Here is a 12,996-nt window from a genome sequence, read left to right on the forward strand (position 1 = left end):
CACGCTCACAGGAATCCCAGTCCCTTCAACGCCTCTTCCGTCTCGGCCACCCAGGCGGCGTACGCCGGGATCTGTGCGAGCACGTCGAGGTCGACATTCTGTCCTATGTAATCGAAGTAGTCGGCCCGCGAGCGGCGTCCGCGCCGCGGGCGAACCGCGTCCAGCACCGGCTTGGGATCGTGGATCTTCTCCACGTCCCTGGGACGGACGGGCAGGTGCGACGGGTCGCTCCCCCGCAGCCCCGCCCAGACCTCGCGGTCGGCGAGCAGCCACGCTTCCGTCTCCCGCACCGGCACTAGCGGGATCACGGGCGTGGTCAGGCCCCGCTCTCCCAGGACCTCCACGACCTTCGCGGCCTTGCCGCGTTCGTTGTGGTCGTTGTGGACGCAGACCAGATGGCAGTCCTCGGCCAGCTCGAGGACCGCCCGGCAGACCCGGTCGGCGTCCTTGATCGTCCAGCATTCGCCGATCTCGGTCTTGGCGACGTCCACGACGTGCCGGGTCCCCCGCTCCGTCAACGCCCTGAGCTGCCGGAAGACAACGGGCCCGAGGAACCGTTCGTCGGTGGTGTTCTCAGCAACGAGCCCGGGGACCAGCGGGCGGCTCACAACTCGTCCTGCCGCACGGTCCCCAGGTACTTGCGAACCTGCCGGGGCGACACGAATGTTCCAGGTTCTCCCCCGTCGCGGACGGATTTCGCGACGGTGACGCGGGACACCCGCTCCTTGTCCGGATCCACGCGAACCGCCGTGTCCATGAAGACGAGCGCCTCGGGCCGCGACCGGTACAGCTCGGACACCACCACGGGCGAATGGCTGGTGATGATGACCTGCCGCAGCGGACGATCCAACGACGCCGGGTCGTTCAGGTCCGTCACCCGCTCCTGGATCCGCCGCAGCAACTCGGCGAGCCGACCCGGATGAAGCCCGTTCTCGATCTCCTCCACCAACAGGACCCCGGCGTGGTCTGGATCGTGCAGCGCGGCGAGAAGACCGAGGATCCGCAGCGTGCCGTCCGACAGAAGGGTGCTGGGGACGCTCCCCTGCCCTTCGAGGACGAGTTCGAACGACCACTCCTGGCGCTTCTCGTCCAGCTCGGTCCTGACCTCGCGCACATCCGGCACCAGGGCGGCGAGGTCGACCATCAGATCGTCCAGCGCGGGGGACGACCCCATCCGCCCGAGCACGGCGGCCAGGTTGGCCCCGTCGGATCGCAGCGGCCGCTGATCGGCCAGACTCGCCACGGACCGCATCGCACGCGGATCGCCAGGGTAGGACAGCACCCGCACCAACTCGGTCTCAAGGGAATTGGCCACGACGTTGAACCGATCCTCATCGTGGAAGAAGTCGTGTATCTGCCGGGACTCCCTTGTGCGTACTGCGTCTGGCAAGTCTCCATCGGTTGTCAGATCGAGGATTCTGGTGTCGTAAAGCTGGTGCTTAGGAACACCGTCCTCCATCCGCGCACCTGCGAGGGCTTTGATGCCGGCCAAACCGTCCGGCAAATTCACCAAGCAGCACATCTCGACCGTGAACACTTCCACCGAGCGACCGGCATCGTCCATGTGGAAGAGCTCCGCCGGTCTTCCCCGGCGGTCGGCCAGGATCGCGTCAGAGTGGTAGAGCCTGGAGTCCAGCCAGTAGCCGATGGCGTCGTAGAGGTTGGACTTGCCGCTGGCGTTGGGGCCGACCAAGGCGAGGAACGGCGGGACGTCGAGCTTGAAGTCCAGGAAGGACTTGAAGCCGTCGATCTCGACGCGGGTGATCATTGACGTACCGCCGTTCCTTCGTCGCTCAGAGGGCCGGAGCCTTCGCCAGCAGGGGGCCGCCCCAGCGGTCTTCGAGGGCGCGTTCTACGGCGGCGCCGACGCGGTAGACGCGGTCGTCGCCGAGGACGGGCGCCATGATCTGCAGGCCGACCGGGAGGCCGTCCGCGAGGCCGCACGGGACGGAGATCGCGGCGTTGCCGGTCAGGTTCGCCGGGATCGTGCAGAGGTCGGCCAGGTACATCGCGACCGGGTCGTCGGCGCGCTCGCCGATCGGGAACGCGGTGGTCGGCGTGGTCGGCGAGACCAGCACGTCCACCTGCTCGAACGCGGACTCGAAGTCGCGCTTGATCAGCGTGCGGACCTGCTGCGCCTTGCCGTAGTAGGCGTCGTAGTAGCCGGAAGAGAGCGCGTACGTGCCGAGCATGATCCGCCGCTTCACCTCGGGCCCGAAGCCCTCCGCGCGGGTCAGCGCCATGACCTCCTCGGCGCTGCGCGAGCCGTCGTCGCCGACGCGCAGGCCGTACCGCATCGCGTCGAAGCGGGCCAGGTTGGACGAGCACTCCGACGGCGCGATCAGGTAGTACGCGGGCAGCGCGTACGTGAAGTTGGGACAGGAGACCTCGACGACCTTCGCGCCGAGCGACTCCAGCACCTCGACCGCCTCGTCGAACCGCGCGGACACGCCGGGCTGGTAGCCCTCGCCCGCGAACTCCTTGACGACGCCGATCCGCAGCCCGTTGACGTCGGCGCGGCGCGCGGCGTCCACGACCGGCGGGACGGCCTCGGCGACGGACGTCGAGTCCATCGGGTCGTGGCCGCTGAACGCCTCGTGCAGGAGCGCCGCGTCGAGGACGGTCCGGGCGAACGGCCCCGGCGTGTCCAGCGACGACGCGAACGCGATCACGCCGTAGCGGGACGACCCGCCGTAGGTCGGCTTCATCCCGACGATGCCGGTGACGGAGGCGGGCTGCCGGATCGACCCGCCGGTGTCGGTCCCGGTGGACAGCGGCGCCTCGTACGCCGCGACCGCCGCCGACGACCCGCCGGACGACCCGCCCGGCACGCGCTCCAGGTCCCACGGGTTGTGCGAGGTGAAGTAGGCGCTGTTCTCCGTGGAGGAGCCCATCGCGAACTCGTCCATGTTCGTCTTGCCGAGGATGACCAGCCCGGCGGCGCGCAGCCGCGCGGTCACGGTCGCGTCGTAGGGCGGGCGCCACCCCTCCAGGATCTTGGACCCGGCGGTGGTGGGCATGTCGGCGGTGGTGAACACGTCCTTGTGCGCGACGGGGACGCCGGCCAGCGGGCCGAGCTCCTCCCCGGCCGCGCGGCGCTCGTCGACCCGGCGGGCCTGCGCGAGCGTCGTCTCGCGGTCGACGTGGAGGAAGGCGTTGACCCGCCCGTCCACCTCGGCGATCCGGTCCAGGTGGGCTTGCGCGACCTCGACGGCCGACACCTCACCGGCGGCGAGCAGCTCTCCGAGCTCCGCCGCGGTCTTCTTGACCAGCACCCGTCACGCCTCCTCGTCCAGGATCCGCGGGACGCGGAACCGCTGCTCCTCGGCGGCGGGCGCGCCGGCGAGGGCCTGCTGCGGGGTGAGGCACTGTCGCAGCTCGTCCGTCCGGTAGACGTTGGTCAGCGGGAGCGCGTGCGAGGTGGGCGGGATGTCCTGCGCGGCGACCTCCTGCACCCGCGCGACCGCGGAGATGATCTGGTCGAGCTGGGCGGCGAGGTGGTCGAGCTCGTCGTCGCCGAGCGCCAGCCTGGACAGGCGGGCGAGATGCGACACCTCGTCGCGGGTGATGGCGGACATGAGAGAAACCGTTCCTGGGATGAGTTGGGTTCGACGGCCATCCTATTGGCCGCGCCCGGTTCCGCCCGACCGGTTTACCCGCCCCCCGGTCCGGCGCGCCGTTTCAGATCCTGGTGGAGGGAACCATCCCTTCGTTCACCCCCCGGGACGAGAGGAGGGTCGCCGTGACCATCGGCGGCAGCATCGCCCTCATCATCATCGGCGCGATCCTGGCCTACGCGGTCGACGTCGACCTCAGCGGCGTCGACATCCGGCTGGTCGGCCTGATCCTGATGCTCGGCGGCCTGATCGGGCTCGTCGTCGGCATCGTCCGGATCGCCTCCGCGCGCCGCGCGGTCGTCCGCCGGCCGCCTCCGCCGCGCGACGAGTACTACTACGAGGACGAGTACACCCAACGCCGTCCGTACTGAGCCGGTCTATCCCGAACCGTCCGGTCAGGCCGCGGGCTCGGGGGCCCGCTGCATGTGGCGGCGGAGCCAGTCGGTGGCGGTCTCGGCGTCCATCGGGCGGCCGAAGTGCCAGCCCTGCGCGGCGTCGCAGCCCATCTCGCGGAGCAGCCGGGCGGTGACCGGGTCCTCGACGCCCTCGGCCACCGAGCGCAGGCCGAGGGTGCGGACGAGGTCGACGATCGAGCGGACGATGACCGCGTCCTCGGGCGAGTCGGCGAGCCGCCCGACGAACGAGGAGTCGATCTTGATCTCCTCGACCGGGAGCCGGTTCAGCCGCACGAGCGACGAGTAACCGGTGCCGAAGTCGTCCAGGCTCAGCGGGATGCCCAGCTCGGCCAGCGCGCCGACCGTGTCGGACGCGTAGGCGGGCTCGTTCATCAGGATGCGCTCGGTGATCTCCAGCTGGAGGGCGGCGGCGGGCAGCCCGCGGGCCAGCAGCCCCTCCTCGATCGTCTCGGTGAGGCCGGTGTCGAGCAGGTCCCGGCCGGACGCGTTCACCGCGACCTGGACGGTGAGGTCCTCCCGCCACCAGGCGGCGGCCTGCGTGAGCGCGGCGTCGACGACGTGGTGGGTGATCGAGCGCATCAGATAGGTCTGCTCGGCGACCGACAGGAACGCCGCGGGTTCGAGGACGCCGTCCACCGGGTGCCGCCAGCGCAGCAGCGCCTCCATGCCGACGAGCTGGCCGTCCCGCAGGGACACCTTCGGCTGGTAGAAGAGTTCGAGCTCGGAGCGGTCGAGGGCGCGGCGCAGGTCGCCGAGCATGCTCAGCCGGGCCGGGGAGTTGCGGTCCTTGCCGGAGGTGTAGATCTCGACGCCGGAGCGGGTCTCCTTGGCGTGGTACATCGCGACGTCGGCGCGCTGGAGCAGCAGCTCGAAGTCGGGCGCGTGGTCGGGGAACAGCGCGATGCCGACGCTCGCCTCCAGGTCGAACGACATGCCGTCCAGCCGGACGGGCTCGCTGAGCGCGGCGCGCAGCCGGGCGGCGACCTCGCGGGCTGCGGCCTCGTCCCGGACGGACGGCAGCAGCACCGCGAACTCGTCGCCGCCGAGCCGCGCGACGAGGTCGCCGGGCCGGACGCTGTGCGTCAGCCGGTGGGCGACGAGCTGGAGGAGCCGGTCGCCGGTGGGGTGCCCGAGCGTGTCGTTGACCTCCTTGAACCGGTCGAGGTCGAGGAGGAACAGCCCGGCGCGGTGCGTTGGCGGGTCGGCGGCCCTGCGGCGGCGGGCGGCGAGGCCGGCGCGCGGGCCGCGCGGCCCGCGGGTCCCGGCGCCCCGCTCCCCCGCCCAGGGTCTCCAGCGTCTCCCCGGCCGGCCCGCGCCCCGCCGCTCCGCCTCGCGCTTCTCGACCTCGCGCTTCTCGGCGGTGCGCGCCTCGGCGAGCGCCTCCTCCGTCCGCGTGATCAGCAGTTTGCGGTTCGGGAGCCCGGTCAGCCCGTCGTGCAGGGCCTGGTGCTCGCGCCGGACGGACACCGACGCGTTCAGGTACACGGCGATGAACGGCAGGACGATCAGCGGCACGAACACCGCGGACCGATCCATGGCGATCACCATCAGCGGCGCGAGCCCGAGCAGCGCGAGATGGACGAGGACCTGGTAGCCGAGGTCCCAGCGGAGGGCCTTGACCAGCGACACCCGCTCGTGCAGGGCGACGGCGGAGCCGACGAGGGTGTCGTTGCAGAGGAAGTAGACGGTTCCGGCGAGGGCGACGGCGGGGAGGTCTGCGCCGTCCGGGACCCACCGGTCGGTGGGCGTCGCGAGGTCGCCGAACAGCGCGAGGACGAGCTGCGCCGCGCCCAGGCTGAGCGTGTACTGCGCGGCGTTGAAGGCGATGCGGTGCGGGCTGCGGCCGCGGAAGACGCCGCAGGTGACCACGGCGACGGCCTGCAGCCCGGCGGCGATCGGCAGCCCGGCGTACAGGAGCGCGGCGAACGAGAACGTGGTGGACATGGTCGCGCCGTTGTTCTCGGTGGACCCGGGGGTGATGATCGGGCGCAGCTCGCCGAAGATGATGAAGCAGCCGAGGATCCAGAACACCGGCGAGCGGACGAGCGCGTCGAGGTCGGGGCCGGTCACCCCGGAGAACGCGGTGGCGCAGACGGCGACGCCGAGCAGGACGACGACGACGAAGTAGATCCACAACGGGGAGCCCCGGCGCGGCGCCGTGTTCCGCGTGTTGTTCGGGTCCTTCATCACATCCTCGGGGGGGGATTGGGGGGTCGTCCCCCGGCCACCGGGCGTCCCCGACCTCGGGGGACGCCCCCCGGGTGTTACGTCCGGAGATTCAGGTGTAGGTCGTGATGAGTGGGAGGGTACGACCTTTGCTCAACTTCGCGAAACCGTTTGGGTACGTTGCGTTATGCCCATTCCATGCCGACCACTCACCGTTCGGTAGTGGAAGTGTACCCCTGAGTAACGCAAACCTGGTGAAACCCCTCGCGACCACGCGGCGTTAGCCGTCGGCGCTCAGGGTTACACCTTTGGCCGCATCCGGCCCATCGGACAGCAGGACGCGGAACCCCTCCTCCGCCAGCACCGGCACACCCAGTTTGACCGCTTTGTCGTACTTCGACCCTGGACTGTCGCCGACGATCACGAAGCCCGTTTTCTTGGAGACCGAGCCCGACACCTTGCCGCCGAGCCGCTGCACCGCCTCCGTCGCCGAGTCGCGGCTGAACCCCTCCAGCGACCCGGTGATCACCACGCTGACGCCCTCCAGCGGGCGCGGGCCGGCGGCGCCCTCGTCCTCCATCCGGACCCCGGCGGCCCGCCACTTGTCGACGATCTCGCGGTGCCAGTCGACCTCGAACCAGTCCTTGATGGACTTCGCGATCGTCGGGCCGACCCCGTCGACGGCGGCGAGCTCCTCCTCGGTGGCGGCGGCGATCGCGTCCATCGAGCGCATCTCGCGGGCGAGATCGCGCGCCGCGGACGGCCCGACGTGCCGGATCGACAGCGCGACCAGCACCCGCCACAGCGGCTGCCCCTTCGCCTTCTCCAGTTCCTCGAAGAGGACCTCGACGGTCTTCTTCGGCTCGCCCTCCTTGTTCGCGAAGAACGACACGACCTTCGGCTCGCCGGTCTTCGGGTCGGTCTTCGGGGTGCCGGTCCGCATGTCGAGGACCGGGCTCATGATCGGGAGCAGCCGGTCGACGGTCAGGTGGAACAGGTCGCCCTCGTTCTTCACCGGCGGGTCGGACGGCTCCAGCGGCTGCGTCAGCGCCGTCGCGCCGACGTAGCCGAGCGCCTCGATGTCGAGCGCGTTGCGGCTCGCGACGAAGTACAGCCGCTCGCGGAGCTGCCCCGGACAGAACCGCGCGTTCGGGCAGCGGATGTCGGCGTCACCCTCCTTCTCGTACGCCAGCTCGGTGCCGCACTCGGGGCAGTGCGAGGGCATCTCGAACTCGCGCTCGGAGCCGCCGCGCAGGTCGGCCACCGGCGCGACGATCTCGGGGATCACGTCGCCCGCCTTGCGCAGCACGACCGTGTCGCCGATCAGCACGCCCTTGCGCTTGACCTCGCTCGCGTTGTGCAGCGTGGCGCGCTCGACGGTCGACCCGGCGACCTTGACCGGCTCCATCACGCCGTAGGGGGTGATGCGGCCCGTCCGGCCGACGCCGACCTTGATGTCGAGCAGCTTGGTGTTGACCTCCTCCGGCGGGTACTTCCACGCGATCGCCCAGCGCGGCGCGCGGCTCGTCGACCCGAGCCTGCGCTGCAGCGCGAACTGGTCGACCTTCACGACCACGCCGTCGATCTCGTACGCGGTGCCGTGCCGGTCCTCGCCGTACTCGGCGATGTACTCGCGGACGGCGTCCAGCCCGCCGACGACCTTGTAGCGGTCGCTGACCGGCAGCCCCCAGCCGCGCATCAGCTCGTACGCGCCGGACTGGCTCTCGGGCTGCGTCCCGCCGCGCCACGCGCCGAAACCGTGGACGAGCATGCCGAGCGGGCGGTGCGCGGTGATCCGCGGGTCCTTCTGCCGCAGCGACCCGGCCGCCGCGTTGCGCGGGTTGGCGAACGGCTCCCGGCCCGCCTCCACCTGCGCGGCGTTCACCTGCTCGAAGCCCTCGACCGGCAGGAACACCTCGCCGCGCACCTCCAGGACGTCGGGCCAGCCGTCGCCCTCCAGCCGGTGCGGGACGTCGTCGATGGTGCGGACGTTGTTCGTGACGTCCTCGCCGGTGCGCCCGTCGCCGCGGGTCACGCCGCGGACCAGCCGCCCCTTCTCGTACGTCAGCGCGATCGCCAGCCCGTCGATCTTCAGCTCGCACAGGTAGCCGGCGACCTCGCCGACCTCCTTGACGACGCGCTCGTCCCAGGCGAGCAGCTCGTCGGCGGTCATCGCGTTGTCGAGGCTCTGCATCCGCTCCAAGTGCTGGACGGTCGCGAAGTCGGTGACGATCGGCGCGCCGACCCGCTGCGTCGGCGAGTCGGGCGTGACGAGCTCCGGATGCCGCTCCTCCAGCGCGCGGATGTCCCGCATCAGCCGGTCGTAGTCGGCGTCGCTGAGCGTCGGGCGGTCGAGGACGTAGTAGCGGTAGTTGGCCTCGTCGAGCTCCCGGGTCAGCTCCAGGTGCCGCTGCCTGGCCTCGCTCGGAACCGCGTCACTCATGGTCATGCCCCTATTGTCGCCGTCGCCACCGACAATACGAGCCTCGCCGCGCCCCGGGTCAGTCAGCCGCCTCGTAGATCATCCGGGCCGTGTCGCGGCACCGTTTCAGGGCCTCCCGGACGTACCGCGGGGACGCCCCCGCCATCCCGCACGCCGGTGTGATCACGACCTGCCGGGCGAGTTGCGCGACCGGGAAGCCGAACCGCCGCCACAGCTCCCGCACCGGCTCCCCGGTCGCCTGGAGCGAGGGCAGGATCGCGTCGGTCGCGGGCACCGCGCCGAGGAACAGGGCCGTGCCCGCGTCGATCGCCTCCCCCACCGCGTCGTCGTCGCGCTTCGGGACGCGCCGCAGGTCGACGGAGATCGCCTTCGCGCCCGCGCCGCGCAGCAGCGTGTACGGGACGTTCCCGGCGCAGCAGTGCACGACCGTGAAGGCGTCCGCCGCGTCGATCACGGTGCGGAGCGTCTCCTGCGCGACGGGCTCCTCGACCGCGCGGAGCCGGGAGAAGCCGCTCGCGGTCGGGACCGTCCCGGCGAGCGCGGCGGGCAGGCCCGGCTCGTCCAGTTGCAGGAGGATCTCCGCCGCGGGCAGCCGCCGCCGCACGTCCGCGACGTGCGCCGCGACGCCCTCCGCGAGCGATGCGGCGAGGTCGCGGACGGCGCCCGGGTCCTTCAGGGCCCGGTCGCCGTGCCGCAGCTCGATCGTCGCGGCGAGCGTCCACGGCCCGCACACCTGGATCTTGAACGGGCCGTCGTGCCCGCCCGCGACCTCCTCCAGGACGTCCAGGTCGCGGGCGAGGTGGTCGCGGGAGCGCAGCGTGTCGCGTCCGGGCCGGTCGGAGAACCGCCACCCGGACGGCTCCAGGTGGATGGGCATGTCGACGAGCAGCCCGGCGGTCCGCCCGGTGAGGTCGGCGCCGGGGCCGCGCGCGGGCAGCTCGGGCAGGTGCGGCAGCTCGGGCGTCTCGCCGAGGACGGTCCGCAGCGCCTCGGCCGGATCGTCGCCCGGGTACGACCCGATCCCGGTCGCCGTCCCGGGTTCCCAGGGGTAGGTCGTCGTCACGTCCGAAACCCTACCGACGCCGCTACCCCGTCAGCGCGGCGAGCCCGTCGAGCTCGCGCAGCGTGTCTGCCCCGGCCGCGTGCCGGACGGGCCTCTCAGGCGGGGACGCGCGCCGCCGCCGCGATCGTGGCGGACGCGAGCACCCGGTCGCCCTCGTACAGCACGGCGGCCTGCCCCGGCGCGACGCCCCGCGCGGGCGCGGCCAGCCGGACGCGCAGGACGTCGCCGTCCTGCTCGGCCGTGGCCGCGTGCACCTCGCCGTGCGCGCGGAGCTGGACGCGGCACTCGAACGCCCCGGCACGCGGCTCGCTCAGCCAGACCGGGCGCTCGCCGGTGATCTCGCGGACGTCCAGCGCCTCGCGCGGCCCCACGGTGACCGTGTTCGTCACCGGGGAGATGTCGAGGACGTAGCGCGGCCGCCCGTCCGGCGCGGGGGTGCCGAGCCGCAGGCCCTTGCGCTGGCCGATCGTGTAGGCGTACGCGCCGTCGTGCTCGCCGACCTCGTTGCCGTCGGTGTCGACGATCGGCCCGCGCGCCGAGCCGAGCCGCTCCGCGAGGAAGCCGCGGGTGTCGCCGTCCGCGATGAAGCAGATGTCGTGGCTGTCGGGCTTGTCGGCCACCCGCAGCCCGCGCCGCTCTGCCTCCAGCCGGATGTCGGCCTTCGTCGTGTCGCCGAGCGGGAACAGCGAGTGCGCGAGCTGCTCGGGCGTGCACACGGCGAGGACGTAGGACTGGTCCTTGCCCTGGTCGACGGCCCGGCGCAGGACGCCGCCCGCAAGCCGGGCGTAGTGGCCGGTGCAGACCGCGTCGAACCCGAGCGCCATCGCGCGGTCCAGCAGCGCGGCGAACTTGATCTTCTCGTTGCAGCGCAGGCACGGGTTCGGGGTGCGGCCCGCCGCGTACTCGCTGACGAAGTCCTCGACGACGTCCTCGTGGAAGCGCTCGGCGAGGTCCCAGACGTAGAACGGGATGCCGATGACGTCGGCGGCGCGGCGGGCGTCGCGGGAGTCCTCCAGGGTGCAGCAGCCGCGGGCGCCCGTCCGGTACGACTTCGGATTGCTGGACAGGGCCATGTGGACGCCGGTGACGTCGTGCCCGGCCTCGGCGGCGCGGGCGGCGGCCACGGCGGAGTCGACGCCGCCGGACATGGCGGCAAGGACGCGCAGAGTCATAATGCCTTCGAGCGTACGCGCCGCCCGCCGTCGGCCCGACATGTATTTCCCGCGCGCGACCGGCGCGGCGGCTCGCGTAGGGTCTACGGAAAGGGCACGGCCTCGGGGGATTTCCGAGGGCGCCGTGCCGGCGCTCGACCACGACAAGGAAGAGACGACTGGTGGGAATCTTCCGCCGACCGCGCGAGACCTCAGCCGTCACGCCGCCCGCGATCGGCGAGTTCTGGGAGTGGTGGGCGCAGGCCCGCCCGACGATCGAGGCGTCCCTCGCCGCCGGACCCGACCGGCCCGAGCCGGAGACGCCCGGCGAGGGGCTGTCCGCGGACGCGATCGCCGAGCTGTCCCGCCGCGTCCACCGGATCCACTCCGCCCTGCAGTGGGAGATCGGCGGCGACGAGTCGGCGCCGATCCTCACCGTGACCGGCGGCGGCGACCCCGAGCTGCGCGGCGTCACCGAGCGGTGGGCGCGGGCCGCGCCGTCCGGGGCGGCGGCGGGCGGGTGGGTCTTCCACCCGGCGCGGCACGCCGACCCCGAGATGCTCACGCAGGACCTCCTGCTCGGCGACCACGAGTTCGACCTGGAGTACGTCCGGCTCGGCATGCGCGCCGACGCCGACCGGGCCCGCGTGCACGTCACCGCCTACCATCCCGACTTCCTGTTCGTCGCGGAGGAGCAGCAGATCCAGGTCGCGGTGAACGTCCTGCACTGGGCCCTCGGCGAGGACGACGTCGCCCGCTGGATCGGCCGGGTCTCGATCGCGACGGAGGCGCCGATCGACGCGCTGCCGCCGTCGATGCTGCCCGCCGTGGTCGAGCAGGTCGCCGAGCCGTTCGCCGAGCCCGCGTGGCTGACCGGCGAGGGCCGCACCCCGCGCGGCCACCCGAGCCGCCTCGGCGCCCGGTTCCCGCTCCACCGGCAGGACTACCCGCTCTGCGACCTGCACGTGGCGATCAGCGTCCCGTACGCCAACAGCAACCCCGACCGGCTGCCGGTCGAGCCGTCCTCGGGCGCGCTGCGCGCCTTCGAGAAGAAGCTGGCGAAGCTCGGCGCCCGCGCGGTGCTGGCCGTCCACGAGACGGGCGACGGCCTGCGGGTCTTCCACCTGTACGCCGACCCCGACTCGGGCGTCATCTCCGAGCTCGACCAGCTCGCCGCGACCTGGTCGGAAGGGAAGGCGAAAGTCGCCTCCACCAGCGACCCAGGCTGGAAGGCGCTGTCCCCTTACCAGCCTTGACGCCGCCCGCCGGGCGGGTCGGGTCGACCTTCCGGTAGCGGGTCTCGCAGAGCGAGTACAGGCCGAACGTCACGACGCCCAGGGCGACCGCGGCGAGGCCCCACGGTCCGGCGGGCGTGCCCGCGAACTCGCGGAGCGCGCCGTCCAGGCCCTGGGCCTTGTCCGGCTGGAAGGCGAGGGCCGCGTGCGCCAGGAAGACCCCGACGGCGGCGGTCACGAGGCCGCGCGCCGTGTTGCCGACGATCGCGAGGGGCTGGACGATCCGCCGGACGGCGGGACCCATCCGGCCCGTCTCCAGCTCGTCCAGGAACGAGCGGCGGACCGCGCCGACGATCACGGCGATCCCCCATCCGACGAACCCGGCCCCCGCCGCGAGGACGGCCCAGCGGCCGCCCGGCTCGGCCATCAGCCGCGCGGTGGCCGTCTTGGACTGCTGGTCGCTGGACGAGCCGTGGTGCCCGAGCAGGAACGCGACGCCCGTCACGAACCCGGTCGTGTAGACGACGCCGCGCACGGCCGACGCCACCCGCTTGGTGGCCTTGTCGCCGTCCGGGACGGGACGCCCGTACAGCGCCTCCGCGTACTGCCAGAGTGCGAGCGCGGCGAACCCGGCCACGATCAGCCAGAGGAGGACCGGTCCGCCCGGCTTGCCCGCGACTGCCTCCAGCGCGCCCTTCTTGTCGGCCTCCCGTCCGCCCTCGCCGAACGCGACCTGGAGGGCCAGCCAGCCGATCAGCAGGTAGAGGAACGCCCTCGCCGCCAGTCCCACGCGGGACATGCCGTGAAACCACGGGTGTCCGGCCGCCTGTTCTAGTCCCGAGCTCACATCCGTCGCCACGGGCCGTTCGATCCCCGCCCAAGAGATGGTCAAACCTGGACAGATA

At 72.3% G+C, this 12,996-nt stretch carries 11 protein-coding genes; 2 read left to right on the top strand and 9 right to left on the bottom strand.

Annotation, left to right across the window (positions count from 1 at the left end; all coding sequences use genetic code 11):
* Window positions 1-5: 5 nt before the first annotated feature.
* The 4 genes from FXF65_RS43965 to gatC are packed head-to-tail and all read right to left on the bottom strand — an operon-like array spanning window position 6 to window position 3,578.
* On the bottom strand, window positions 6-608 hold the full coding sequence (locus tag FXF65_RS43965) for a DUF4276 family protein (RefSeq protein ID WP_187412532.1): 603 nt from the start codon (window positions 606-608) through the stop codon (window positions 6-8).
* Complete coding sequence (locus FXF65_RS27770) at window positions 605-1,768, bottom strand: AAA family ATPase (protein ID WP_148352949.1); 1,164 nt, start codon at window positions 1,766-1,768, stop codon at window positions 605-607. Before FXF65_RS27770 ends, FXF65_RS43965 begins: the two co-directional genes overlap by 4 nt.
* A 25-nt stretch (window positions 1,769-1,793) precedes the next feature.
* The gene (gene gatA / locus FXF65_RS27775; RefSeq protein WP_148352950.1) at window positions 1,794-3,275 is read right to left on the bottom strand and encodes an Asp-tRNA(Asn)/Glu-tRNA(Gln) amidotransferase subunit GatA; all 1,482 of its coding nucleotides are present in this window, start codon (window positions 3,273-3,275) and stop codon (window positions 1,794-1,796) included.
* 3 nt (window positions 3,276-3,278) lie between these two features.
* Window positions 3,279-3,578 (bottom strand): Asp-tRNA(Asn)/Glu-tRNA(Gln) amidotransferase subunit GatC, encoded by a 300-nt coding sequence (gatC, locus tag FXF65_RS27780; protein WP_148352951.1) that lies wholly within the window; start codon window positions 3,576-3,578, stop codon window positions 3,279-3,281.
* A 164-nt stretch (window positions 3,579-3,742) separates the two neighbouring features.
* On the opposite strand from gatC, the gene FXF65_RS27785 reads away from it, so the two are divergent.
* Window positions 3,743-3,988, top strand: a complete 246-nt coding sequence (locus FXF65_RS27785; RefSeq protein WP_148352952.1) for a DUF6458 family protein — start codon at window positions 3,743-3,745, stop codon at window positions 3,986-3,988.
* A 24-nt stretch (window positions 3,989-4,012) separates the two neighbouring features.
* Here FXF65_RS27785 and FXF65_RS45480 read toward each other — a convergent pair whose 3' ends face one another.
* The 4 genes from FXF65_RS45480 to mnmA all read right to left on the bottom strand — a co-directional run bounded on the left by FXF65_RS45480 (window position 4,013) and on the right by mnmA (window position 10,877).
* Window positions 4,013-6,220 (bottom strand): putative bifunctional diguanylate cyclase/phosphodiesterase, encoded by a 2,208-nt coding sequence (locus tag FXF65_RS45480; RefSeq protein ID WP_246199139.1) that lies wholly within the window; start codon window positions 6,218-6,220, stop codon window positions 4,013-4,015.
* A gap of 259 nt (window positions 6,221-6,479) precedes the next feature.
* Complete coding sequence (ligA, locus tag FXF65_RS27800) at window positions 6,480-8,648, bottom strand: NAD-dependent DNA ligase LigA (protein ID WP_148352953.1); 2,169 nt, start codon at window positions 8,646-8,648, stop codon at window positions 6,480-6,482.
* A gap of 52 nt (window positions 8,649-8,700) precedes the next feature.
* A complete protein-coding gene (locus FXF65_RS27805; RefSeq protein WP_148352954.1) occupies window positions 8,701-9,705 on the bottom strand; it encodes a methionine synthase in 1,005 nt (334 codons plus the stop codon).
* Between the two features lie 95 nt (window positions 9,706-9,800).
* Window positions 9,801-10,877: a tRNA 2-thiouridine(34) synthase MnmA gene (gene mnmA / locus FXF65_RS27810; protein WP_148352955.1), complete on the bottom strand. Its 1,077-nt coding sequence runs from the start codon at window positions 10,875-10,877 to the stop codon at window positions 9,801-9,803.
* 161 nt (window positions 10,878-11,038) lie between these two features.
* Here mnmA and FXF65_RS27815 point away from each other — a divergent pair, with 161 nt between their 5' ends.
* Window positions 11,039-12,112, top strand: coding sequence for a DUF695 domain-containing protein (locus tag FXF65_RS27815; RefSeq protein WP_148352956.1), 1,074 nt, complete (start codon window positions 11,039-11,041; stop codon window positions 12,110-12,112).
* Here the strand turns inward: FXF65_RS27815 and FXF65_RS27820 are convergent.
* On the bottom strand, window positions 12,006-12,890 hold the full coding sequence (locus tag FXF65_RS27820; RefSeq protein WP_148352957.1) for a DUF1206 domain-containing protein: 885 nt from the start codon (window positions 12,888-12,890) through the stop codon (window positions 12,006-12,008). The genes FXF65_RS27815 and FXF65_RS27820 overlap by 107 nt on opposite strands.
* Between the last annotated feature and the right edge of the window lie 106 nt (window positions 12,891-12,996).

Source organism: Actinomadura syzygii (assembly GCF_008085905.1).
Classification (GTDB): domain Bacteria; phylum Actinomycetota; class Actinomycetes; order Streptosporangiales; family Streptosporangiaceae; genus Spirillospora; species Spirillospora syzygii.